The organism is Chryseobacterium oncorhynchi (genome assembly GCF_002899895.1).
GTDB lineage: Bacteria > Bacteroidota > Bacteroidia > Flavobacteriales > Weeksellaceae > Chryseobacterium > Chryseobacterium oncorhynchi.
Map to the genome: position 1 here is coordinate 1,093,484 of NZ_PPEI02000001.1, position 26,023 is coordinate 1,119,506.

20 protein-coding genes and 3 tRNA genes are annotated in these 26,023 nt (G+C 35.4%); 16 read left to right on the top strand and 7 right to left on the bottom strand.

All coding sequences use genetic code 11. The annotated features are described in order from the left end of the window. Nucleotides 1-19 precede the first annotated feature (19 nt). From C1638_RS04940 to C1638_RS04955, 4 genes are all read left to right on the top strand, one after another. Entirely contained in the window at nt 20-1,069 is a 1,050-nt protein-coding gene (locus tag C1638_RS04940) for a DUF6263 family protein (protein ID WP_109618721.1), read from the top strand. 84 nt (nt 1,070-1,153) lie between these two features. After that, nucleotides 1,154-1,384, top strand: a complete 231-nt coding sequence (locus C1638_RS04945) for a hypothetical protein (RefSeq protein WP_109618723.1) — start codon at nt 1,154-1,156, stop codon at nt 1,382-1,384. Nucleotides 1,385-1,415: 31 nt separating this feature from the next. Then, nucleotides 1,416-3,950 carry a YfhO family protein gene (locus C1638_RS04950; RefSeq protein WP_109618725.1) on the top strand — a complete coding sequence of 845 codons (2,535 nt, stop codon included), beginning with the start codon at nt 1,416-1,418 and terminating at the stop codon, nt 3,948-3,950. A 31-nt stretch (nt 3,951-3,981) separates the two neighbouring features. Further along, a complete protein-coding gene (locus tag C1638_RS04955; RefSeq protein WP_109618727.1) occupies nt 3,982-5,274 on the top strand; it encodes a glycosyltransferase family 4 protein in 1,293 nt (430 codons plus the stop codon). A 40-nt stretch (nt 5,275-5,314) separates the two neighbouring features. Here C1638_RS04955 and C1638_RS04960 read toward each other — a convergent pair whose 3' ends face one another. Beyond that, nucleotides 5,315-5,956, bottom strand: coding sequence for a hypothetical protein (locus C1638_RS04960; protein WP_109618728.1), 642 nt, complete (start codon nt 5,954-5,956; stop codon nt 5,315-5,317). A gap of 142 nt (nt 5,957-6,098) precedes the next feature. Here C1638_RS04960 and C1638_RS04965 point away from each other — a divergent pair, with 142 nt between their 5' ends. Next, a complete protein-coding gene (locus tag C1638_RS04965) occupies nt 6,099-7,079 on the top strand; it encodes a YpdA family putative bacillithiol disulfide reductase (RefSeq protein WP_109618730.1) in 981 nt (326 codons plus the stop codon). Between the two features lie 439 nt (nt 7,080-7,518). After that, nucleotides 7,519-8,037 (top strand): hypothetical protein, encoded by a 519-nt coding sequence (locus C1638_RS04970; RefSeq protein WP_109618732.1) that lies wholly within the window; start codon nt 7,519-7,521, stop codon nt 8,035-8,037. Nucleotides 8,038-8,095: 58 nt separating this feature from the next. Here C1638_RS04970 and C1638_RS04975 read toward each other — a convergent pair whose 3' ends face one another. Beyond that, nucleotides 8,096-9,289 carry an MFS transporter gene (locus tag C1638_RS04975; protein WP_109618734.1) on the bottom strand — a complete coding sequence of 398 codons (1,194 nt, stop codon included), beginning with the start codon at nt 9,287-9,289 and terminating at the stop codon, nt 8,096-8,098. A gap of 304 nt (nt 9,290-9,593) precedes the next feature. Here C1638_RS04975 and C1638_RS04980 point away from each other — a divergent pair, with 304 nt between their 5' ends. After that, nucleotides 9,594-10,472 carry a helix-turn-helix domain-containing protein gene (locus C1638_RS04980; RefSeq protein WP_109618736.1) on the top strand — a complete coding sequence of 293 codons (879 nt, stop codon included), beginning with the start codon at nt 9,594-9,596 and terminating at the stop codon, nt 10,470-10,472. 89 nt (nt 10,473-10,561) lie between these two features. After that, nucleotides 10,562-12,502, top strand: a complete 1,941-nt coding sequence (locus tag C1638_RS04985) for an oleate hydratase (RefSeq protein WP_109618738.1) — start codon at nt 10,562-10,564, stop codon at nt 12,500-12,502. A 217-nt stretch (nt 12,503-12,719) separates the two neighbouring features. On the opposite strand, the gene C1638_RS04990 is transcribed toward C1638_RS04985, so the two are convergent. Next, the gene (locus tag C1638_RS04990) at nt 12,720-14,390 is read right to left on the bottom strand and encodes a glutamine--tRNA ligase/YqeY domain fusion protein (RefSeq protein ID WP_109618740.1); all 1,671 of its coding nucleotides are present in this window, start codon (nt 14,388-14,390) and stop codon (nt 12,720-12,722) included. Nucleotides 14,391-14,545: 155 nt separating this feature from the next. On the opposite strand from C1638_RS04990, the gene C1638_RS04995 reads away from it, so the two are divergent. Together C1638_RS04995 and C1638_RS22250 are read left to right on the top strand one after the other, a co-directional pair. Beyond that, a complete protein-coding gene (locus C1638_RS04995) occupies nt 14,546-15,676 on the top strand; it encodes an alpha/beta hydrolase (RefSeq protein ID WP_109618742.1) in 1,131 nt (376 codons plus the stop codon). 482 nt (nt 15,677-16,158) lie between these two features. After that, nucleotides 16,159-16,326: a bacteriocin-like protein gene (locus C1638_RS22250; protein ID WP_165826499.1), complete on the top strand. Its 168-nt coding sequence runs from the start codon at nt 16,159-16,161 to the stop codon at nt 16,324-16,326. A 154-nt stretch (nt 16,327-16,480) separates the two neighbouring features. Here C1638_RS22250 and C1638_RS05000 read toward each other — a convergent pair whose 3' ends face one another. Together C1638_RS05000 and fbp are read right to left on the bottom strand one after the other, a co-directional pair. After that, complete coding sequence (locus C1638_RS05000; protein WP_109618744.1) at nt 16,481-17,485, bottom strand: o-succinylbenzoate synthase; 1,005 nt, start codon at nt 17,483-17,485, stop codon at nt 16,481-16,483. Beyond that, nucleotides 17,486-18,502 carry a class 1 fructose-bisphosphatase gene (fbp, locus tag C1638_RS05005; RefSeq protein ID WP_106915080.1) on the bottom strand — a complete coding sequence of 339 codons (1,017 nt, stop codon included), beginning with the start codon at nt 18,500-18,502 and terminating at the stop codon, nt 17,486-17,488. It abuts the gene before it with no gap. A 325-nt stretch (nt 18,503-18,827) separates the two neighbouring features. On the opposite strand from fbp, the gene C1638_RS05010 reads away from it, so the two are divergent. The 6 genes from C1638_RS05010 (at nt 18,828) to C1638_RS05035 (ending at nt 24,426) form a co-directional block, all read left to right on the top strand. Beyond that, nucleotides 18,828-20,066 (top strand): aspartate kinase, encoded by a 1,239-nt coding sequence (locus tag C1638_RS05010; RefSeq protein ID WP_109618746.1) that lies wholly within the window; start codon nt 18,828-18,830, stop codon nt 20,064-20,066. A 22-nt stretch (nt 20,067-20,088) separates the two neighbouring features. After that, nucleotides 20,089-21,930, top strand: coding sequence for a bifunctional lysophospholipid acyltransferase family protein/GNAT family N-acetyltransferase (locus tag C1638_RS05015; RefSeq protein ID WP_109618748.1), 1,842 nt, complete (start codon nt 20,089-20,091; stop codon nt 21,928-21,930). A gap of 109 nt (nt 21,931-22,039) precedes the next feature. Further along, nucleotides 22,040-22,112: transfer RNA gene (locus tag C1638_RS05020), tRNA-Phe, on the top strand. A 257-nt stretch (nt 22,113-22,369) separates the two neighbouring features. Then, nucleotides 22,370-22,442: transfer RNA gene (locus tag C1638_RS05025), tRNA-Phe, on the top strand. Nucleotides 22,443-22,663: 221 nt separating this feature from the next. Then, complete coding sequence (locus C1638_RS05030) at nt 22,664-24,010, top strand: DUF3472 domain-containing protein (RefSeq protein WP_109618750.1); 1,347 nt, start codon at nt 22,664-22,666, stop codon at nt 24,008-24,010. 343 nt (nt 24,011-24,353) lie between these two features. Then, nucleotides 24,354-24,426 (top strand) — tRNA-Phe (locus C1638_RS05035). A 95-nt stretch (nt 24,427-24,521) separates the two neighbouring features. On the opposite strand, the gene C1638_RS05040 is transcribed toward C1638_RS05035, so the two are convergent. Together C1638_RS05040 and C1638_RS05045 are read right to left on the bottom strand one after the other, a co-directional pair. Next, nucleotides 24,522-25,109, bottom strand: coding sequence for a hypothetical protein (locus C1638_RS05040; RefSeq protein ID WP_165826500.1), 588 nt, complete (start codon nt 25,107-25,109; stop codon nt 24,522-24,524). A gap of 84 nt (nt 25,110-25,193) precedes the next feature. Further along, nucleotides 25,194-25,952 (bottom strand): LytR/AlgR family response regulator transcription factor, encoded by a 759-nt coding sequence (locus tag C1638_RS05045; RefSeq protein WP_109618755.1) that lies wholly within the window; start codon nt 25,950-25,952, stop codon nt 25,194-25,196. Between the last annotated feature and the right edge of the window lie 71 nt (nt 25,953-26,023).

Below are 26,023 nucleotides of genomic sequence, written 5' to 3' on the forward strand. Positions count from 1 at the left end.
CACTTAAAAAAATCAGAAAATGAAAAACATAGCAGCATTAGCGCTAATCTCATCTATAGCTCTTGTTTCTTGTAAAAAAGAAACGGCAAAAATAACTAAAGTAGATCCTAAAACCGGAAAAACGGTAACGGTAGAAGTACCGGCTGACTCTGTAGCAAAAGTTGCAGAAAACCCAGCTATCAAAGATTCTGCAGGGATCATTACACAATCTTTTAAGCTTGAAAAAGGAAAAACTTACCCTCTTACAACTTACCAGAGAGATGTAAAGACTATGACGGATCCTCAGGGAAAATCTATCACAGCGACTACTGAATCTACGGATGAAATGAACTTTACAGTAAACGATATTAAGGGAAATGTATATGAAATGACCCTTAACCTTGTTTCTAAAAGAAGTTCTCAGTCTGCACAGGGAAAAACAGTGGTAGTAGATACAAAACTTCCTCTTCCTAAAGAAGATGACCTAAAAATGATCTGGAATATCAACAAAGCGCTTACCAGCAACAAGCTTGATATGAAGATGGACACAAAAGGTAATGTAATTTCCATTACAGGTTTTGATGCTGTTTATACCAAAGTTACAACAGCTCTTACACCCCTAATTAAGGATGCCAATGAAAGAGCGAGCGTTGTAGCAAGTCTTAAGCAGTCTTTTAACGAGAAAGTATTAAAAGATCAATTCACTAAAAACTTAGCAGTTATCCCTAAAAAAGGAGTAAAAGTAGGTGAAAAATGGACTACTTCTGAAAATGCAGACCCAAGCGGAAACATTAAGGTAACTTCAAACTATGTTTTGAAAAGCCTAGGAAACGGAACTGCTGAAATTACAGTATCCGGAGGTATTCCTAAGAAAACTGAAAAGAAAGCTCAGGGACCTATTACTCATAGTCTTAGCAGTGAACTTGTTCAGAACGGAACCATTAAGTTTGACGAAAGCACAGGATGGATTACTAACCAGAACATCAACGTAAAAACAACTCAGATTGAATCTATTACAGACGGAAAACAATCTCAGTCTATGACAAGTGTTTCTAATTCTTCTGTAATGGTAAACCCATCTGCAAAATAATTGAACAACCAGGTTTGAAGATAAGCACAGGAGGAAAAACTAAAAACTTTAAACTCTGGACCTTAAACTTTAAATTTTAAAATTATGAAGTACATTCTTGAGTTAGTACTGTCTGCCATCGTTATTTTCTTTGTCTGGAACATTCTGAAAAGGATTTTCTTTAAGACATTTTATAGCTATCGTTTCAACAACAATAACGGTAATCAGAATAACAGGCAACAAGATATACACAACTCAAATAAGGATAACAACCTCAAATGGGATGCAGAAACGGTAGACTATGAAGAGGTGAAAGAGAGTAATGACAAAAGGTAAAAAATCCAAGAAATAAAAGATAATAACCAGCATGGCAAAAAATAAAAACTTAATTTATATTGCAATTTCATTAGTAGTATTTATAGTTTTAGCATTTTTATATTCCACTCCTGTATTTTCAGGAAAACAGCTTTTTCAGCATGATATTGTACAATACAGAGGAGGAGCAAAAGAACTGCTTGACTATAGAGCCAATACCGGAAATGAAACCTATTGGAGCGACTCCATGTTCGGAGGAATGCCTACTTATCAGATGGGTAGCCAGTTTAAAGGCGACATCATCAAAAAGATCGATAGCAATCTAAATTTTCTGCCAAGGCCGGTTAATTATCTATTCCTGCTTTTTGCAGGTTTTTTCCTTTTGGGAATGGTAGTGGTCAGAAACTGGAAGTATGCTTTGCTAGGAGCTACTTTCTTTGGGCTTTCCACCTATTTCTACATCATTATTGCGGCAGGGCACAATGGAAAAGTAAATACTATTGAATATTTCGCCCCGCTTTTAGCCGGAATTTTACTGGTATATATCAGAAAACAATATATCTGGGGATTCATCGTCACTACCCTCTTTATGGGGCTTCAGATTGCAGCAAACCACCCACAGATGACCTATTATCTGTTTCTGGCTCTAGGATTTTTATTCCTGTCTGAATTAATCAGAGCGATCCAGAAAAAGACCCCGATGAAACATTTCCTTATTTCATCAGGAATCATTGCTTCAGCATGTATCATTGGGGTTGGAATGAATGCACAAAGGATCATGGCCAACTCTGAATATGTAAAGGAGACCGTACGTGGAAAGCAGATCTTAACAAATGACAGCCATACTTCAGGAAAATCCGGAATGGATAAGGAAAGTATGCTGATGTGGAGCTATGGACAGCTTGAAACGTTAAACCTTTTCATCCCAAGATTAATGGGAGGCGGAAGCCAGGAACCGGAAGGAAAGGAAATGATGAACAAAGTTCAGCAACTGGTACAGGAAAATGTAGGCTCACAAGCTGAAATGGACAGAATTTCAAAAGGTTTCAGCGGCATGACCTATTGGGGTGATCAGCCGGGAACTTCAGGACCTGCCTATCAGGGGGCTATTGTATGTTTCCTTGCTTTATTAGGATTCTTCTTTGCCTGGAAAAAGTATCGTTATTGGATTTTGGGAGCTTCAGTCCTTACCATTTTATTGGCTTGGGGAAGCAACTTTATGCCATTATCAGATTTCTTTATTGATTTCGTTCCTTTTTATAATAAGTTCAGAGCACCATCTTCTATCCTGGTAGTTGTGGAATTATTATTCCCGTTAATTGCCATTTTAGGATTATACAGATTCTTTACGGATGAAAAACTAACAGAGGAATACAAGCAAAAGATTCTAACATATGTAAGTGGAGGTACATTAGGATTATTATTAATTCTTTTAATATTCGGAAAATCATTACTAGGATTCTCTACGGAAAATGAGAAGACCTACTTCCCTCCTTTCCTATTGGATTATCTGGTAGATGAAAGATTCAAACTGTTTAAAATAGATGCAATAAAGGCATTTATTTATGTAGCTATTGCTGCTGCTGCTCTATTCTTAAGCTTAAAGAAAAAATTAAGTCAGAATATCGTTTTGGTGATTATTGGAACTGTAAGTTTATTCGATCTATGGACGGTAAACAAGCGTTATTTAAATGACGAAAACTATGTAGATAAGATCTTTGCTGAAAATCCTTTTCAGACAGAAAGTTCAGATCTGTTGGCTGAAAAAGTTCAGGGAAATCCAAACCTTGAATCCATCTTATCTAATGTAAATATCAACAAGACATTAGAAACGATTGCTGATAAAGATAAAGCACACTACAGAATTTACAACCAGACTCTAGGAGTTACAAGTGAAACCAACACGTCTTATTTCAAGGCATCAATCGGTGGTTACCATGCTGTAAAACTTAGAAGATATGACGATGTATTGAATGAGTACATCAATAATATTAACAGTGTAAAAACACCTAAAATATTGAATTTACTGAACGCTAAGTACATGGTTTTCGGAGGTCCGGAGCAGCCACAGGTTGTTCCTAATCCAAAAGCCAATGGAAATGCATGGTTTGTAAGTGACTTAAAGTTTGTAGAGACACCTAATGAAGAAATAAAATCCATTGGTGTTATCGATAACAAGAAGACCGCAGTTATTGCATCGTCTGATAAGTCATATTTCAGCAATAAACCGGTTCAGGCAGATTCTACAGCCTTTATCAACCTAACCAAGTACCAACCTAACGAGCTTGAATTTAAATCACAGTCGAAGACACCTCAATTAGCAGTATTCTCTGAGGTTTATTACCCTCATGGTTGGAAAGTTCTTGTTGATGAACAAGAAGTACCTTACATTAAAGCAGATTACTTATTACGTGCAGTACATGTTCCTGCAGGAAATCACCATATCAGAATGGTTTTTGAGCCTGAAGTGATTGAAAAAGGAAAATGGATCTCGCTTCTATGCTTCGGATTATTCATTGCATTGGCTGCCTTTGGCATTTTCTGGATGAATAAGAATAAGAAAAAAGAACTTCCTCAAACCGTTTAAGTTCAAGTTTAATGCAGACTGTATCAAGTTAATGGAACAGAAGAAAATATTGATTATCACCTATTACTGGCCTCCTGCGGGAGGTCCTGGTGTTCAAAGATGGTTGAAGTTTGCCAAATATCTTCCTGATTTTGGCTGGAAACCCATTATTTATACTCCTGAAAACCCAAGCTATCCTTTGCTGGATGAGACACTGATGAAAGATGTTCCTGAAAATATTGATATCGTCAGAACAAAAATTTGGGAGCCTTATCAATTGGCGGAAAAGCTTAATAAAAGCAATAAAAAATTTAAAGCTGGGCAATTTGATGTAGGAAAAAACCAAAGCTGGAAATCCAAGCTTTCTATCTGGGTAAGAGGAAACTTCTTCATTCCCGATGCAAGAGTTTTTTGGGTAAAGCCCTCCATTCAATTCCTTGAAAAATATATTAAGGAAAACAAGATTGACACTATCGTCACCTCTGGCCCACCCCACTCTCTCCATTTGATTGGACTAGGTCTTAAAAACAAATTTTCCAATCTTAAATGGATTGCCGATTTCCGTGATCCTTGGACAGAAATATCCTATTACAAGCATTTAAAATTAACCAAAAGTTCAGATAAAAAACATCGTCAGCTAGAAAGTGCTGTTTTTAAAAATGCAGATATTACCCTAGCTACAAGCTATACTGATGCTGAGAATTTCCGTAAGGCCGGAGCTAATGCTTTTTGTATTACAAACGGTTTTGATGAAAGTGATGGAAGCAAAAAGCAAAAAGCCTTAAAGACTACTGAAGATAAGTTTACGTTAAGCTATATCGGGGTTTTGGAACAGCTTAGAAATCCAGAAAATCTTTGGAAAGCATTGGATGAACTGATAAGGGATAATGTAGAATTTGCCAAGTATTTCAGCTTAAAATTTGTGGGAAGAATTGATGATAAGATTCTCCATTCTATTGAAAATTCAAATCTGAAGAATCACATTCTGAATTTAGGTTACCTTTCGCATGGCAAAGCCGTTGAAGAAATGCAAAATTCAGAAATGTTATTGATTACCAACTTCCCGAATGAATCATCAAAGGGCATTATTCCCGGAAAAATATTTGAATACCTTGCTTCCGGAAAACAGATTCTTTCATTTGGACCGGATAAGGCGGATGTTTCAAAGATATTAGACGAAACGAATGCCGGAAAACATTTCAGCTACCATGATTCTGAAGCAATGAAAAAATTTATTCTGGAAAAATTTGACCTTTGGAAAAATGGAAACCTTTTGGAAAACACTCAGAATATTGAACAGTTTTCAAGAAAGAGCCTTACAAAGCAACTTACAGAAATTTTATAATAAAGAAAGCTGGAGATTTACCTCCAGCTTTCAGTTTTTTTTAGATCGTCCATTGGTCATTCACCACAGCAATCAGATAGTATTTACCCTGAAATTCTTCAAATACCAAGCGAAGTGTCTTCCAATCCATCTCACTGCTTTTTTCAGTTCCTTTAATATAATTTTCTGTAAAGTCATGCTTAGGATAGGCTTCCTCAAGATTGTTCAGTGAATTCCCACCCCCTACAAATTTATTCAGTGAATATTGAGAGGCTGTAAAATCCTTGGAAAAAACCCATTTACCAAGATAATCATTAACGGTTGCTTTATATGGATCTCCTGATCCATCCTTTGCTCCCCAGGTAAATAAAGTTTTTGTAGGTTGATATTTTTCGAAATCAGCTTTAGAGAAATGTTTATCTTCTTTTTGATCCACAAAGGCATACATGGAGAAGCTAATTCCTTTTTCAGGATGAATAAATGAGGCGAATGCCTTATAATCCTTGGCTTTTAAAGCTTTCAGCACCTCATCATTTGCCAACTTCAAAGCCTCTTCTTTCTTAGCTTTATCTTTAATAATTGTGGCGCTGTCCGCTTTTACCCGAACTATAGTATCAATCTCATTTGGAACCGGTTTTCCGGCTTCTTTTTTACAGGCTACAACAAGACCCAGTACCAACATCGAAACAAGTAGTTTTTTCATATTTTTATTTTGTAGTAGGTAAAAAACACCAAAACTGATGCCATAAAAGGATATAGGATAACAGGTAAAAGATTTAAAATATAAATGTATGTAATTCACAGTTCATTAATACATTTTCCCAATTACATCGTACATTTGTTATATGGAAATTTTGGATATTCTCATTATAGGAGCCGGACCCATCGGTTTAAACTGTGCCATTGAAGCTGAAAAAAATAACCTAACGTATTTAATACTGGAAAAAGGAACTATTGTCAATTCATTGTATCATTATCCTTTATACATGCGTTTCTTTTCAACAGCTGAGAAACTGGAAATTGATGGAACACCCTTTATTTCTACAGCTCCAAAACCAGGAAGACAAGATGCTTTGGAATATTATCAGGGAATTGCCCGACAAAAGAATTTGAATATTCATCTGTATGAGAAAGTTTTGCATGTTTCTAAAAAGGATGACATCTTTGAAATTGAAACTACAAAAGGAAATTATCAGGCTAAAAATGTAGTGATTGCTACAGGGTTTTATGACATTCCAAATCCAATGAATATTCCTGGTGAAAATCTCCCAAACGTAATGCATTATTATACGGAACCTTATCCTTATGCAAGACAAAAAATTGTAGTTGTAGGTTCTAGCAATTCAGCGGTAGATGCTGCTCTCGAAACGTATAGAAAAGGAGCTGAAGTTACCATGATCATTCGCCATTCTGAAATTTCAAAAAGTGTAAAATATTGGGTAAAACCTGACATTGAAAACAGGATTGCAGAGGGAAGCATTACGGCTCACTTTAACTCTGAAATGGTTGAAGTAAAGGAAAATTCTGTTGTTTTCAAAGATGAAAATAATCAGATCCATGAGATAGAAAATGACTTTGTTCTGGCCATGACCGGTTATCTCCCTGATTTTGATTTTCTGAGAAACGCCGGTATTGAGCTGAACGGTGATTGCCTGAATCCATTCTATAACCCTGAAACAATGGAAACTAATGTCTCCAACCTCTATCTGGCCGGTGTTGTTTGTGGTGGAAAGGATACTCACCTTTGGTTTATTGAAAACTCAAGGGTTCATGCCAGCATGATTATCAACTCTATTTTATCAAAATATCCTGCAAATCACTTATAAAAGAAGCACTCAACATAGTACTTATCAATGCCTAAAATCACCATTCTTCCCATAATTATAGCTATACTACAACTGGCGGGGATTGGTCGTATAGTATACTCCAATATTTATGGAAATAGCCATATTCCTCAGTCTTTTATAGAATTGAATATTCTAGCCGTCCTAAGTTTTGTAATATTAATATTCTCTTACTTTATGTATTACAAAACTACTAAAAAGATGAAGTGGTGGCTGATTCCTATCTGTATTTCAAGTCTTATCATACTCACATTGATTGTTTGCTATATTATAATGGCTGTTGATAAATACCAATAAATTATTATTAAGATTTAAACCTCTTCCAAGGAATCATAAAATTCATTATTTATGTATTTTTATAATGTAGATATATGATTAATAGTAGTCTATTAAACAATTATAGAAAAACCATGTCTATCCTATGAGCAATGAAAAATTAAGAACCATTACTTTTAATGATGAAGGTTTTATCCTGACGATTCCCATTTTGGATGAAAATCGTTTTGTGGCTTGGAGTTCAATAGACACGATTATTTATGGTCCAGAAATACTCTATCATGATCATTCCGAATTTATTATTTATTTAAATCAACCTCCTGTAATTAAGCTAAATGAAAATGCATGGTGGCTGAACCGACTTACATTCCGGATGAAGAATAAAGGAAATAAAAAGATCAGAATCTCTGATGAATGGAACAGGGATTTCTCTTTCTTTATACCTAATGCTAAGAAGTATCTTCAGAATGTACAGGACGTTGATATTAGCTGTGATAAAAGAAAAGGAACTCTCATCAAAAGAACTGAAGTTAGAAAAAATAATAGTACGGTAATCACAGAAAAATGGAAACCGGAAAGAACAACAGACCTTATATGGGAAATGGTATATGACAGATATAACAGAACAGTCGAAGATATTTATTCCAGAGACAAAGGTATTTAATGAATAAACCCTGGCAAAATAGTATTTGTCAGGGTTTATTGATATCAGTTAGAAATTATTAATCTTCTTTTAAAGCAAGATCTTCCTCCACCTTATTCTTATCTTTTAACATCCAGGGAATAACAAAGTAAAAAGCTATTGCAATAGCCGTAGCCAGTATTCCGGTTCCAATCCAAAGGGTATTGAAACCCAATTTTTCGGCAATTAATGTTCCTATATAAGGTGTAATAATAAATGCAATGGAAAAAGACATTCCGTTCAGTCCCATATAAGCCCCTTTATTGTTTTCTCCTGAACGAAGTGCTGTAATGGTTGCCATAAATGGGAGTGTCCAGATCTCACCTATGCAAAGAATCGTCATAGCGAACAATAATGTCACCATACTGTAATCAAAAGCCAGCATTGCATAAGAAAGTCCGCAAAGAAAAGTTCCTATTAACATGGTAAAGGCTAAAGTGAAATATTTCTCAGCAAGCTGTACAAAGCCCATTTCAAGGAGAACAATCAGAAAACCACTATATCCTAAAATATACCCTATATTCTGCTGGCTCAGTTGAGCTGTATCCTTATAAAAAATAGTCAGGGTACTGAACAACTGGAAGAAACAAATAGAGAACAGCATGCATAATAAACAGAATATTAAAAACTTATTATCGCGGTAAGGAGAATTTTCTTTTTTTATTACTATTGCTTCTTTTACTTTTTTTGCCTGTTGTTTAGCCAGCTTTGCCCGCCCTCTGAAGAACCAGATATACATCAATCCGGCCAAAAAAGCAGCCAAGGCATTACTATAAAACAGAAATTCATAGGAAATAGCAGACAAAATACCACCCAATGCAGGACCTATAGAAAACCCAAGGTTTACGGCCATTCTATTCAGAGAAAAAGCTCTGGTAATATTCTCAGGTCTGGCATATTTCGTAATGGCTACGGAGTTTGCCGGACGGAAAGTTTCGCTCACAATACTTTGAGCTAAAATAATTCCGGCCAATCCCACCTCAGTCTTAAAAAACGGAATTAGGCAGAAAAGCGGTACACTAAGCAGTAAGCTTAGGCTCTGCACCCTGTATTCACCAATTTTATCAGTCACCATTCCTCCAAACCAAGAACCAATAACAGATCCTATCCCGAAAAAGCTAAGTACAATTCCGGAATTTTCAATGCTAAAATGTAAATGATTTGTCATGTAAACTCCCAAAAAAGGAAGTACCATAGAACCCGCCCTGTTGATGAGCATTACCAACGCCAGCATCCAACTCTCCTGCGAGAGTCCCTTGAAAGAACTCGTATATAAGTTAATTAATCTCAAAATAATATTTGGTGGGGAAATTTAAGAATGCAAAGTTAGGCAAAATAGCCCCCAAAACCCCTTATTTATGCCTATTTTTATAAATAACATTCATAAAAATATACTATCGGCTGTATCCTAAAAAAAGAGAATATTTTTGATACATAAAGCTTAAATACTTTTATAAAATTCGTAAATTGCAGTAACAACAAGGTTTTCAGCCTAAAATATTTAAAAACACATATAAAAAATTAACCAATACGTAAGAATGGTAACCTACGAAAACTTACACGACACTTTATCTTTTTACAGTATTGACTGCCATCAATCCTACTATATTTCTTCGGGAAACCCCATCTTTGAGTTTCCCAAAGCTCCTTTCCGCATGGATTATTATGCCTTGTGCATCTGCACAGCCGGAGAAATAAGCATTGAAATAGACCGTCATCAATATAAAGTAGAAGCCAACAGCTTTCTTATATCAGCACCTTCTACTATTGTAAAATTTCTGAAAACCAGTGATGACTTTATGATGAAGCTATTATTTTTTGATAAAAATTTTCTGATCAAAAATATTTCCAATCCTTTCATCATTGAAAAAATGGATCTTTTCTCTAAAGGATCTTATAGCATTGTAAAAACCACTGAAAAGAATTCAACATTGCTTCAAAGCCTTCTCGACTATCTTAAAAAGAAATCGAGAAAACAAGGAAAGTTCACTGAAGAAATTGTTCGTACCATTATTTTCAATCTTCTGCTGGAAACAGCTGAGATGATGGAAAAGAAAAACTTTATAGGTTCTGATAAAGAGGAAGGGAAAAAAGACCTTTATCTCAAGTTCAGTAAACTCATCCGGGAAAATATTCGACAACACAGAACCGTACAGTTCTATGCCAATGCACTTTGTGTTTCTAATAAATACCTTATTGAAATTATTAAAAAGGCAAGTGGAAAAACACCTCATGAGGTGATAGATGAAACATTACTCAAGGAAGCTTATGTGATGCTTGGAAATCCTGACATAACAATTTCTGAAGTAGCCTTTGAACTTCAGTTTAATTCGGCATCAGCTTTCGGACGTTTTTTCAAAAAACACACTTCTCTTTCTCCCTCTGAATACAGGTTTAAGGAAAATATCCAGTCTTAGGAATTTGGGGATACTAATTCCGACATTAGGGATATATGTTGCTTTCTGAATAGAGGTACCTTTATAATGTTAATTAAAAACAATACAAAATGAGTACGATCAATTCAAAATTCGGCAACGTTTTAAATACTTCTGAACAGCTCGGAAAAGTAAACCATGAACCGGATTCAAGCAAAGAAGTCCAGATTAACACTCCTGAAAAGACAATGCCTTTTTCAGACCAAATCGGAAATTATCAACGAAATAAAGGAATTCCTTTACAATCTTACGAAAACAGCAAAATCTATATTGTAGGAAGCGGAATTGCAGGGATGTCTGCAGCGTACTACTTCATCCGTGATGGCCATGTTCCCGGTAAAAATATTATTTTCCTTGATCAGCTTAATATAGAAGGCGGATCTCTGGATGGTGCCGGAAATGCAAAAGATGGCTACATCATCCGTGGTGGAAGAGAAATGGACATGACCTATGAAAATCTTTGGGATATATTTCAGGATATTCCTGCATTAGAACTACCTGCTCCTTATAGTGTACTGGATGAGTACCGCCTTGTTAATGACAATGATCCCAATTATTCCAAAGCAAGATTAATCCATAATCAAGGACAGATTCAGGATTTCAGCAAATTCGGACTTGAGAAAAAAGACCAGTTGGCTATTGTCAAACTTTTATTAAAGAAAAAAGAGGAGCTTGATGATCTGAGCATTGAAAATTACTTCGCAGAATCATTCCTCAACAGTAATTTCTGGTTTTTCTGGCGTTCTATGTTTGCTTTTGAAAACTGGCATAGTTTGCTAGAACTGAAACTGTATATGCACAGATTCCTGCATGCTATTGACGGAATGAAAGACTTTTCATGCCTTGTATTCCCTAAATATAACCAGTATGATACATTCGTAACGCCATTAAAAAACTTTTTGGTTGAAAAAGGAGTACAGATACAGTTTGACACCTTAGTAAAAGATCTTGATATCCATATCAATACCGAAGGAAAAACTGTTGAGGGAATTATTACCGAGCAAAACGGAGAAGAAGTAAGAATACCAATCGGGAAAGAGGATTATGTGATTGTAACCACAGGATCTATGACTGAGAGTACATTCTATGGAAACAACACGACTGTTCCTGAAGTTACGATAGATAACAGCAGTGCAGGGCAAAGTGCCGGATGGATGCTTTGGAAGAATCTTGCTGCAAAATCTGAAGTCTTCGGAAAACCTGAGAAATTCTGTAGCCACATCGAAAAATCTTCTTGGGAATCTGCAACGTTAACATGTCGACCATCTGCATTCACTGAGAAATTGAAAGAACTATGTGTCAATGATCCTTATTCAGGAAAAACAGCTACAGGAGGTATCATTACGATTACAGACTCTAACTGGGTGATGAGTTTTACCTGCAACAGACAACCGCACTACCCTACTCAGCCTGATGATATCCTTGTAGTATGGGTATATGCTCTTCTAATGGATAAAGAAGGGAACTACATCAAAAAAACAATGCCGCAATGTACCGGAAACGAAATTATTGCAGAACTATGCCATCATTTGGGGCTTATCGATCAGCTTGATAATGTGGTAGAAAATACAATCGTTCGTACTGCATTTATGCCTTATATTACATCTATGTTCATGCCAAGAGCTAAGGGTGACCGTCCAAGAGTGGTTCCTGAAGGCTGTACCAATTTAGGATTGGTAGGACAATTTGTAGAAACCAATAATGATGTTGTATTCACTATGGAAAGTTCTGTAAGAACGGCAAGAATAGCGGTATACAATCTCCTTAACCTTAATAAACAAGTTCCGGATATTAACCCTTTACAGTATGACATCCGACATTTATTGAAAGCAACTCAAGCCTTGAATGACTACAAGCCATTCCTTGGAGAGGGAATTTTAAGAAAAGTATTGAAAGGAACCTATTTTGAACATGTACTGGTCAACCGTCCTGAAGAAAAAGAAGAACATGAATCTTTCTTTATGGAACAGGTAGGTAAATTCCAGGAATGGATCAAGGGAGTTAAAGGCTAGAAAGTATAAGGATGTTGAAGCTGGACAACGCAAAGACGCAAAAATTTTATACTTCGTACTTCAAGATGTCATGATTTTATCTTTGAATTTCTCAAGCTAAGATCTGCATCACATAAAAAACCGCGTCTTTGCGCTTATCCAGTGAACATCATTAAACATAAAAAAGCAGGACTTACAATAAGTCCTGCTTTTATTTATTTTAGATATCCTTAAATTATTAAGGCTTAAAAGAATCCTTTAAAGTTACCGTACGGTTGAATACCAATGTAGAATCCGTAGAATCCTGATCCTTTGTAAAGTATCCGATTCTTTGGAACTGAAGAGGTTCTCCCACAGCTACATCTTTTAGACTTGGCTCTGCAAAACCTTGAATAGTAGCTACAGACTCCGGATTGATAAAGTTTAAGAAGTCTACATCTTTTTCAGCATCAGGCTGTTCTACCGTAAACAATTGGTTGTAAATTCTTACCTCAACTGGGATTGCATGTTGAGCAGATACCCAATGTAAAGTTCCTTTTACTTTTCTTAAGCTTTCTTCCGTTCCGCTTCCAGACTTACTCTTTTCATCATAAGTAGCATAGATCGTAGTAATCTCTCCATTCTCATCTTTATCTACTCTTTCAGCTTTGATGATGTATCCTGACTTCAGACGAACTTCTCCGCCTAATTTCAGTCTGAAGAATTTATTGTTAGCTTCTTCCTTGAAGTCTTCACGTTCAATATATAATTCTCTTGAGAAAGGAACTTCTCTTGTTCCTGCATTTTCCTGCTCAGGATTGTTTTCAGTCTCCAACCACTCTTCCTTACCTTCAGGATAGTTTTCGATCACCAGTTTTACAGGATCTACCACTGCCATTACACGCTTTGCTACCTTATTCAGATCTTCACGTACACAGAAATCAAGCAACTGAATTTCAATCAGGTTTTCTCTTTTCGCAACTCCTACCTTATCAATAAAGTTTCTGATAGACGTTGGTGTAAAACCTTTTCTTCTCATTCCTGAAATGGTAGGCATTCTAGGGTCATCCCATCCTGTTACCGCTCCTTCAGCTACCAATCTCTGTAGCTTTCTTTTAGAAGTAATCATGTAGGAAACATTCATCCTTGCAAATTCTCTTTGCTTGTTTTTAACTTTTCCTTCTTCATAAACCTGATCCAAATACCAGTTGTACAAAGGTCTGTGGTTTTCAAACTCCAAAGAACAAAGCGAGTGTGAAATTTGTTCAATATAATCGGATTCACCATGAGCCCAGTCGTACATTGGATAAATTTTCCAAGCGGTACCTGTTCTGTGGTGAGGCTTATTCAAAATTCTGTACATAACAGGGTCACGCATGTTCATGTTTGGCGAAACCATGTCGATTTTTGCACGAAGAGACATTGAACCGCTTTCAAATTCTCCGTTTTTCATCCTTTCAAATAAATCTAACGATTCTTCAACAGGACGGTTTCTGTATGGAGATTCAATTCCCGGTTCTGCAGGATTCTTTCTTTGTTCAGTAATTACTTCAGACGGTTGCTCATCTACGTAAGCCTTTTCTTCTTTAATTAACTGAACTGCCCAATCGTAAAGCTGCTGGAAGTAATCGGATGCGTACAAAACTTTATCCCATTTGAAACCTAGCCATTCAACGTCTTTCATGATAGAATCTACGAATTCCTGTTCTTCTTTTTCAGGGTTCGTATCGTCGAAACGAAGGTTTACGGGAGCGTTGTATTTTTCACCAAGACCGAAGTTGATGCAGATGGCTTTTGTATGCCCTACATGCAGGTAACCATTCGGTTCAGGTGGAAAACGGAAACGGATCTGATCTTTATTCAAACCGTTTGCCAGATCATCTTCAATAATTTGCTCAATAAAATTGAGTGATTTTTTTTCTTCTTCCATTAAGATTAGCTTTTATTTTTTAGCAAAAAAAGTTGCACAAAGTTACGGAAAAATAAGCTTTTGTGAAAGTGCTAATTTAAAACGCTTATTCATTGTAATTCAATATTTTTTATTAATTTAGAGAAAGCTAAAACCGTTTAAACCAATTAATAATCATGGCCGTTTATATATTAAGCAACCGGAAGATTATTCGGCATCAAGGAGAAAAAGTGGATTCTTTTTCCAATGATGAATATTCAATCCCAAATTTCAGGATTGCCAAATGTAATTTTGACAATCACAAGGAGCCTACTGCCCAAGCCAAAAAAAAGAAAGATTATACGAATCGGAACATTTTAGATTATCAACTCTTCTCAGAGCCTGAAAAACAAGGCTACGGAGAAGTATTGGATGTTCTTTTGAGTGAAAAGGGAATTAAGAAATCTCCCCTCACAGTCAATAATCTTGGCGGAACCCAAAGGATGTTCTATGAATTGTACAAAAACATGTCTGCCACCAAGGACAGAAGTGATGTTCTGATATTTATCCATGGCTACGCCTATGATTTCGATGATGAATTAAAGGCTATTATTGACCTCAAGAGATTATTCATTGATAACCCAGCTTCTCCGGTAGAACACATTTTATTTGTAAGCTGGCCTGCATCAAGCAGCATAGTTCCGCTCACTTATTTTGATGATAAAGCATCAAGCATCAACTCCGGAACTTCACTATTGAGGCTTTTCTATTTTTACACTCAATTTTTAAAAGATATTTTCTCCAACAGAGATCTTGTACCGTGCAATCAGAGAATCCATATCATGACCCATTCTATGGGAAACAGGGTTCTTCAAAGCATGCTCTATAGCCTTAAAAGGGAAAATATTCTTAGGGTTATCGATCAGGTATTACTCTTAAATGCTGATGTGAGTTATAAAGTATTTGAAGATTCCGAAGATTCTTTCAATAAGCTTCCTTTGCTTGCCAACCGGATTTCTATTTACCTGAACAGACAGGATGCCATTCTTGGAATTTCCCAGTTTACCAAAAATATTCTTACCCCGCGTTTGGGTAAAAATGGGCCGAGTGACATTGCTCATTACAAGGATATTGTTTCTATCATTGATTGTACCTTTGTAAAAGATGACCTGCTGAATAGCTTTAAGTTTGAAGTAGGAAATCACTGGGGCTACCTTTCCAGTTCACAGGTACAGAATGATATTTTCCAAAATTTATATGGAATAGATAGGAATCTTATTACCAATAGAACTAAGGATAACGAAAATGTTTTCACAATTATTTCTTAACGGTTAATTAAAAAAATCCTATAAAATTAACTCCATGTTAAAGTTACTAATAACCATAAAGATGGCATAGAGATTGCCAATTCATAGCATAGAGAATTACAATTTTTTTATTATGAAAAAAATTAAAAAAAAGGTTTCCTATATTCTAACATATATAAAGAAAGCCATTTTCGTAAAAGATGTGATTTAAAATGAATATTAAATTAATAAAACCATACACTATCCGACTCAATAATTACTTTATCCTTTAAACATCTCCGAACTACTTTATAATTCCTACACCTATTTTGCAGGGATTTATTTTCATGATATTATTTATAACTGATTAAGGATAATGGATAATATATTCTGGCTTTTACTTTTTTGATATTGATATAAAAATTCTATTATTATGTTAAAAATCAATAAAATAACTCACCATTCATTGTGTAATTTAAAATGATTTTGGATATTTACTTACCAATCAAATTAAAATATTTACAATGAAAAATCTAAGAAAATTAAACAAAGGAGAATTAAAGATTATCTATGGAGGAAGACCTCCACTTGGATGTAACAGCTGGAACCCATCCACCATGTGCTGCAGATCATGGGCACCTGATTACTGTGGCAATACTACCTGCCCAGATTCACCACCTCCATTTTGCTAGTTCATTTTTCACAACTATATTTTGAATCATGATAAATTATTTCTGAGATTTAATCCGGATTCAAAATCATTAACAAAAAAGCTCCAATGTCTAAGCCTTATGACATTGGAGCTTTTTATGATTCGGATCATCGGACTTTCCGTTAATTAATCTCTTATACTTTAAACCACAGCAGCTCATTTCTGAGATCCAAGCTGGATTCAAAATTATTAACAAATAAAGCTCCGGTTCCTAAACCTTGAGGCATTGGGCTATTTTTTGTAAAGGTATACTGAGCAATGGCATTTAAGCCGATATTACTTTCCAACGCCGAAGTGATCCACCAGCCGATATTCAGTTGTTCTGCCAGTGAAATCCACTCATCAGTACCTGAAAAACCACCTACTAAGGCTGGTTTCAGAATAATATACTGAGGTTGTATTGCTTCTAAAAGCTTTTTCTTCTCTTCGAGATCAGTAATTCCTATTAATTCTTCATCCAAAGCAATAGGAGTCGGAGTTTGGGCACACAATTCAGCCATATCACTCCAATTCCCAGCCTTGATAGGCTGCTCAATAGAATGAATATGTAAATCTGCCAGTTGTTGCAAAACAACTATAGCTTCTTCTCTTGTAAATCCGCCATTGGCATCAACACGAAGTTCCAGCTGATCTTTGGAAAATTTTTCTCTTAATTTCTGTAGAATAATATGCTCTGATTTCCAGTCAACCCCGATTTTTAATTTAATGCAGTGAAATCCTTTTTCCAGCTTATCCTGAATTTGCTCCTCCATATAACCTACATCACCCATCCAGATCAGTCCATTGATAGTAATTGCAGATTTACCCTCTGTAAATTCACTTGGAAAATAAAGACTTTCTCCATATTTCAGATTCTGAACTGCCTGTTCATACCCAAACCATATAGACGGAAAATCTTTCAATTCTTCTTTTAAAAAATCTGGACCTGTGTCAATATTCTCACATAGCCATTTTAGCTTCTCTTCATAATCAGGTCTATCATCAAAGCTCAACCCTCTGAAGATTGCACACTCACCCACTCCTTTCTTTCCATGATCTGAAATTTCTAGGATAAAGGTTTCCTTATCAAGCAAAACGCCGCGAGATGTTCCACTCGGGCGTTTGAATTCTAATAAATATTTATGATATGATGCTATCATTTATTTTACACTGTCAATACGCATAAATTCCTCTGCTTTCTCTACCATGTCAATACTTCCACAGAAGAAAGGAATTCTTTGATGAAGTTCTGTAGGTTCTATTTCAAGGATTCTTCTGAAACCGTCCGTAGCCTTTCCTCCTGCTTGTTCTGCAAGAAATGCCATTGGATTACACTCATATAGTAATCTTAGTTTACCATTTGGAGCCTGGGAATAAGATGGATAAATATAAATTCCTCCTTTAAGCATGTTTCTGTGGAAATCTGCTACCAAAGAACCAATGTATCTGGAAGTATAAGGACGATCACCCTCTTCCATCTGGCAATATTTAAGGTAATTTTTTACTCCTTGAGGAAATTTGATGTAGTTTCCTTCATTGATGGAATAAATTTTTCCGGTTTTTGGGAAAGTCATATTAGGATGAGAAAGATAATAAGTTCCTAGAGATGGATCCAACGTAAATCCGTTAACTCCATTTCCTGTTGTATAAACAATCATTGTAGAAGAACCATAGATTACATATCCTGCTGCAATCTGGTTAACTCCTTTCTGCAAAAAGTCTTCCAGTTGTACAGGAGTTCCTGGTTCAGAAACTCTTCTGTAGATAGAGAAAATAGTTCCTACGGAAACATTTACATCAATGTTTGAAGATCCGTCCAAAGGATCTATGAGTACAACATATTTACTTAAATGACCGTTTTCTCCACATTTAATGTCAATAAAATCATCATTTTCCTCAGAAGCAATACCACAAACAACCTCTCTTTGAGACAAAGCCGTAATAAAAATTTCATTAGCGATCACATCAAGTTTCTGCTGCTCCTCACCTTGAATATTTTGGTTTCCGGCAGCTCCTGTTATATCTACAATTCCGGCTTTATTTACTTCTCTGTTTACCACTTTCGAAGCCAATCTTATTGCACTCAGAAGACGAGAGAATTCACCTGTAGAATACTGAAAATCGTCCTGTTTATCTATAAGAAATTCTCCTAAAGTCTGTAATGGTTGATTTGACATATTTTTCTTTTTACGTTTTCCCCAAATTTCGGAAAATTTATCGCATTAAGGAAATTTAATTACAAAAGAGATTACACACTGTATTTCAACACAATACAAAGCAAACTAAACATAACATCAAGCAGTTATTGAAAATTACGTCTCCAAATTAGTGATCTCAGACTCACGAAAAATTCAGATTATTTCATTATTTTTTGATTTTTAAGGAAATCTTAATTCTATCCACCCATCGGGCTATTTCATATCTCGTTGTAAATTTATAATTTTGACGTCCGTAAAAAACTCATGTAATTTTTAATCTAACAATTTTATTTTTAACAATTTAATGAAAATTTTCAAGTTTGGTGGAGCATCTGTAAGAGATGCCGAGAGTGTAAAAAATGTATCCATGGTTCTAAAAAGCCAAGGATTTGCTAAATGTTTGCTGGTGATTTCAGCAATGGGCAAGACGACAAACGAGTTGGAAAAAGTTGTAGAACTTTATTTCAAGAAAGATAATTATCAAACTGAGATTGAAAAGATAAAACGAAAACACATCGAGATTGCGGACGGTTTGTTTCCTGAAAATCATGCGGTTTTTGCTGAAATCAATATCTTTTTTGATGACATCGATTCTTTTTTAAGAAGAAATAAATCTCCTAATTACAGCTTTGTCTATGACCAGGTGGTAAGCTGTGGAGAAATGATTTCTACAAAAATCCTAAGTGAATATCTGAATGAGATTCAGTTTACCAATCAGTGGCTAGATGCCAGAGATTATGTAAAAACCGACAATTCTTACAGAGACGGGGTTGTAGATTGGACAAAAACAGAAGCTTTTATTTCCAATTTGAATCCTGAAATCTGCTATGTGACTCAAGGTTTCATAGGTTCTGACGAAAACAATTTTACAGTAACGTTAGGAAGAGAGGGTTCTGATTATTCTGCTGCTATTTTCGCTTATTGCTTAGATGCTGAAGCCATGACTATCTGGAAAGATGTACCTGGGGTAATGACCGGAGATCCAAGAAAGTTCAAGGATGTATCTCTTCTTTCTAATATCTCTTATGAAGAAGCTATTGAAATGGCTTATTATGGAGCAAGCGTTATTCACCCAAAAACATTGCAACCGCTACAACAAAAAAACATTCCTTTTTATGTAAAATCCTTTGTAGATCCTACCAAAGAAGGAACTAAAGTAGGAGCTTCAGAAAAAAACCAACAGGAAGAAACTTATATTTTAAAAGAAAATCAGGAACTCTTGAAGATTTCTACCAGAGACTTCTCTTTCATTGCGGAAGATCATATGAGCTTAATTTTCGGATATTTATCTAAATATAAGATTAAAGTTTCCTTAATGCAGAATTCTGCGATCTCCCTGGCACTGTGCCTTGAAGATAAATTTAATCATCTAGAAGAGCTTAACGAAGAGCTTCAAAAAATTTTTAAAACTGAAGCAATTAAAAATGTATCTTTATTCACAGTAAGAAATGCGAAGATGGATCACATTGATAGATTTTACCATGAAAAAAATGTATTATTGGAACAGATTTCCAAGAATACTCTTCAAATGGTAACACAATAATATTAATTGCGACTAAACACACATGAGTTTAATTTCGAAAAACGATCTGATCAAAGCTTCCGGCTTAAGTAAAATCGGGTTCCTCAAGAATCCGGTAGCATCTGCTGTTATGAGCATTGCTAAAATAAATGAAGTAAATAGACTATACGATAAACTAAAATACAAGGAAGGCAAAGACTTTTTCGACTCATTTGTAAGAGAAAGAAACCTAAGCTATGTAGCTTTTGAAGAGGATCTTGCAAAAATCCCTAAAACGGGGCCATTTATTTTGGTCTCCAACCACCCGCTGGGTGCCATTGACGGGATTTTGATGTGCAAGATTTTATCAGAGGTTCGTCCGGACTTCAAGGTAATGGGAAATTTCCTCTTGGAAAAGATCAAACCTATGGAGCCTTACGTAATCGCTGTAAATCCTTTTGAAAACAGAAAAGAAGCTTACAGCAGCTCTTCAGGAATGCGCGAAACACTCAAGCATATACAAAACGGAGGCTGCGTAGGTATTTTTCCTGCGGGAGAAGTTTCTAACAAGAACAATCCTTATGGAGAAATTTTAGATAAAGAATGGGAAAAAACGGCACTTAAGCTTATCAGAATGGCTAAAGTGCCGGTAGTTCCTATGTATTTCCATGCTAAGAACAGCCGTCTATTTTATCAGGTGGCTAAACTTCATCCCAATTTACAGACGATCATGCTTCCCTCTGAAATGATGAATGACAGAGAAAAGCCAATCAGAATAAGAATCGGGAGACCTATTACTGTAAAGGCAATGGATGATATGGAAACCATTGAAGAGCTTGGGGAGTTTTTGAAACGTAAGGTTTATATGATGAAATCTTACTATGAAAAAAGAAAATCACTGGCTCAAAGCATCAATCTTCAGAATTTATCTGTAAAATTTCCTCTATTAAAGGAGGAAAATATAGTTCAGAACATTATTGATGAAACTCCATTGGAAGATATCGTAAAAGATGTTGACAAGCTGAGAGGAACGGATAAAATGTTATTCAGCAACGGGAACTATGAGATCTACTTTACGACGTATGAGGAAATCCCATCTATTATGAGGGAAATCGGGCGTCAAAGAGAGCTGACTTTCCGTGCAGTAGGCGAAGGAAGTAATCTTCCGTTTGACCTTGATGAGTATGACAAGCATTACCATCATCTTTTCCTTTGGGACAACGGTGAGAAAAAACTAGCGGGAGCTTACAGAATGGCTCTTGGTAGAGAGGTAATGAAAAAGTATGGCATCAAAGGCTTCTATACAAGTTCTTTATTTGAATTTGAGCAAGACATTCACCCTTTCTTTAAAAAGGTGATCGAAATGGGCCGTGCTTATATCTGCCAGGAATATCAGCAGAAACCTCTTCCTCTTTTCCTTTTATGGCGAGGAATTGTACATGTATGTCTGAGAAATCCTGACCACAAATTCCTAATGGGGGGTGTAAGTATCTCCAATAAGTTCTCAGAATTTTCAAAGTCTCTGATGATCGAATTTATGCGTTCTAATTATTTTGACTCTGCAGTGGCTCAATACATCACTCCGAGAAATGAATATAAGGTAAAGCTTCGTGACAGGGATAAGAATATCTTCTTTGAAGAAATGGAATCGGATCTTAATAAGTTGGACAAGATTATTGATGATCTTGAACCTGAATTAAGATTACCTGTTTTGATTAAAAAATACATTAAGCAAAATGCAAAAGTAATTGCTTTCAACGTTGATCCTAACTTCAATGATGCGATTGACGGATTGATGTATATCAGAATTAGTGATCTTCCGGAAAACACGATCAAACCTGTATTGGAAGAGATGAGTGAGCAAATCAGAAAGGAACAGGAAAATAATCCGGCTGATAATCAATAAGTTTTTTAATTTTAGTAAAAAAAGTACGATGAACACTTGCTTTGTATACTAAAACATGCTACTTTTGCATCACTTTAAAACAACGAAGTAAGTCAAACAAAAATATAATGGTTTCTTAGCTCAGTTGGTAGAGCAATGGATTGAAAATCCATGTGTCCCTGGTTCGATTCCTGGAGAAACCACTTTAAAACCTCTGATTAGTCAGAGGTTTTTTTGTTTTAAAAAAAAGACTGTAAACCCCAGAAATTTGGATAGCAAAAGGGAGTTAAATAGATCAAGAGCTTTATTTGTGAAATTTTACAGCCTGTTATTCTTACTCTTAGGTATAAAATCAAATAATTAGTAATAAAAAAGTTTAAAAATCTTAGAAGAATATAAAAAAATGTATTACTTTTGCATCACTTTAAAAACAACGAAGTAAGTCAAACAAAAATATAATGGTTTCTTAGCTCAGTTGGTAGAGCAATGGATTGAAAATCCATGTGTCCCTGGTTCGATTCCTGGAGAAACCACTTTAAAACCTCTGATTAGTCAGAGGTTTTTTTGCTTTTATTAAAGAAGTCTGCAAACACCAAAAATTGTATAATTTGAGGTGATATTTTCAATCACCCTACAAGATGCATACTGTTTCAAATATGATTACAAAAAAAATTAATCAAAATAATGGGAATTAATTTTTTATTTGATGAGTAAGACTTAATTTAGTAGGATAAACCTAATTACAAAGACTATTATGAAAGCAAAATTATTGGCCGATACTTTTCTGGGTATCGTCGCTCTGCTCGTTTTTCAATCATGTGCAGAAAATATTATAGCAGCAGAGGATACTACTACCCAAAAAAACGTATCCGCTTTAAAGAAAGCATCCTCTTTCAGTGTTCCAATTGCCGGAAATTCTTTTTTAACCGTAAAGCCCTCGGGAGCCAATGAAGTAATCACTTCTAGTAAGTTGGGTAACTGGACCAACTCTAATACTGTTATCAGTACTTATTTCAGGGTGAGTAATACAGGAGCATTAAACATCGGATTAAAAGCTTCTGTTCCTTCGGGTACAAGTGTTGTAAAAGTAACGGTAGGTGGCACATCCAAAAATGTTACTTTAACAGGATCTGCTTATAAAGAATATACCGTTGGAGATTTTAGTGTTTCCACTCCAGGTTATGTAAAAGTTGATCTTCAAGGTGTCTCCAAAACCGGTGGGTACTTTGCAGATGTTACAGATGTTACTTTCAGTGGAACAGCTTCTACAGGAACCAATGTATACAGTAATGATCCTTCTTACTATTATTGGGCACGTAGAGGACCTTCCTGCCATCTTAATTACATAATTCCAACCACCAATAATGTTAGCTATTATTATAATGAAGTAACGGTTCCTACGGGAGAAGATAAGATTGGTTCTTATTTTATGGCCAATGGCTTTAGTGCAGGCTATTTTGGAATGCAGGTTAACTCTGCTACGGAAAGAAGAATTTTATTCTCTGTATGGAGCCCATTTGATACGGATGATCCCAATAATATTCCTCCTGACCATAAAATTATTCTAAACAGAGCAGGTACCGGTGTAACGATTGGAGAATTTGGCAATGAGGGCTCTGGCGGACAAAGCTATTATAAGTACAACTGGAGCGCAGGACAAACCTATAAATTCTTATTAAAAGGCGAACCGGACGGTAACGGAAAAACAGATTTTACAGCTTGGTTTTTATCACCTGATACGACAACATGGAAGCTGATAGCAAGCTGGAAGAGACCTCAAACCAGTACTTATCTTAAAAGCTTCTACAGCTTCGTTGAAAATTTCAATCCTGAAAACGGATATCAGGGCAGAAAAGCGGAATTCAAAAATCAATGGATAAGAACTTCAGATGGCAACTGGGCCGCCATTTCCGGAGCAAAGTTTAGTGTAGATAACACTTACAATGCACAACAAAGAATAGACGCAATGGGAGGAACAAGCAACAATGCTTTCTTTTTGCAAAACGGAGGATTTTTTAATACAACTGTTGCTCCTGGCTCACAGTTTTCTGTTATAGCGCCCACACAAGCTCCAAATATCAATTTATCAACTCTTCCTTAAAATTATAACCTAAAAATAATCAGCCAGTTCCTATATAATATAATAAGAACTGGCTTTTTAATACGGATAAATATAAAATATAGAGTACCATAGGATCTTCAGGGCCTATAAAAGATTCCTTAATGTATTTCTTTCCTAAAAATTCAACCTTAAGGAACAGTTTAAAATAATATTAAAAAAACAAAGCACACAAAACCACTGATGAACAGCACATTGAAGTCGAAAACCAGCTATAACAACACATTTATTCAAAAAAATAAATCAAAATATTTGCACGGTATTACAAAAAGTTATACTTTTGCATCACTTTAAAACAACGAAGTAAGTCAAACAAAAATATAATGGTTTCTTAGCTCAGTTGGTAGAGCAATGGATTGAAAATCCATGTGTCCCTGGTTCGATTCCTGGAGAAACCACTTTAAAACCTCTGATTAGTCAGAGGTTTTTTTGATTTTATGATCCAAGCCAATATGGTGTAGGATATGAATGAGCTTATACAATATATACCAAGTTACTTTTCAAACTCCCATTCTCCATTTTCTTTCTTTAACCTTAACCCAACAGTCCCAAATCTAATTTGATCTTTTGGGAGGTCTATCTGAAGATAAGCTCTTTTTCCACTTTTGTCAAACAACACTCTATGAAATTTATAATGTCCTACGTAGTTTTTGTTATCAATAGCTTTTGCAACTCTTTTTATATTTTTAAAATCTTCAATCCTACTAAAATCGACTGGAATTGCCTGATCTGATCGGTTCTTAACTTCATTAAAAATATAATTATAATGAAGAGCGTCCCAATTATCCTTTGAAATATCTACTGCATCCAGTGTATCAGACATGGTAAAGGTATATTGCTCATTTCTCATTCTGGCGTCTATAATATCTATAGCTTCACTGCTGCTTACTTTATACTGATTGGCTATTTTCGATATTTCTTCCGGATCTAATTCTTTAAAGACATATTTGCTTATTGCTAAATTTAAGATCTTGTATTCATCATTATCTAATGAGCTACAAGAAGAAAGCATTAATAATAGAAATAAAGCAATCAATTTATTTTTTCTTAAGATTCTCATATGATGTTTTATAATACTCATATCACGTTATTAATTTTTATTTTCATCAGGGGATCAATCTGTACATGATATATACATCATCAATGCTTAAGTCCCTCTATTTCATTAGTTTCTTAACCAGTTCAGACACTCAGTGATCTGTATTTTACTGATAAAAACACCTGTATTTACTTCAGGTTCAGGAGAAAGCCTAAGTTCTACTTTCTGGCTTGAATGCTTAATGATTTCTGTGACTGCTTCTTTGTTGATGATAAACTTGCGGTTAACTTTAAAAAATAAATCTGGATTCAGTTTTTGAATGATATCCTTGATGGTATCGTCATAAATATAGGTATGATTGTCCTTTGTAGTGAGAAAAAGATATTTTCCGGAAGCAAAAAAGTATGCTGCATTCTGTTCATCCACAGATTTAAGTTTATTTCCCTCTCTTACCATGAAACGTTTCATCACCTCAGAATCATCCTGACGTAAGGTAGAAATGGATCTCAATACAGGTTCAGGATCAAAATTACTGATGGAAATAAATTTTTGTAATGCTTTATGTAAGTCCTCTTCTTCAAAAGGCTTCAGAAGATAATCTATGGTAAAATGCCTGAAAACCCTCATAGCATATTCATCAAAGGCTGTTATGAAAATGATTGGTGTAAAAAGTTCAACCTGTTCAAAGATTTCAAGACTCATCCCATCTCCCAAATTGATATCCATAAAGATAAGGTCTGCGGAGTCATTTTCGAAGAATTCTATTGCCTGTTTTTTTGACCGAAGAACCACAGTCTCAGTGACAGAGACTATGTTTTGTGTATCCAATAAATTCTTCAGATAATTAACTGCCAGCAATTCATCTTCTATAATTGCAATTTTCATAACATTGCAAAAGTACAAAAAAACCGCTAAAACAATCAAGTTCAAGCGGTTTCAAGGGTTGTTAATATGAA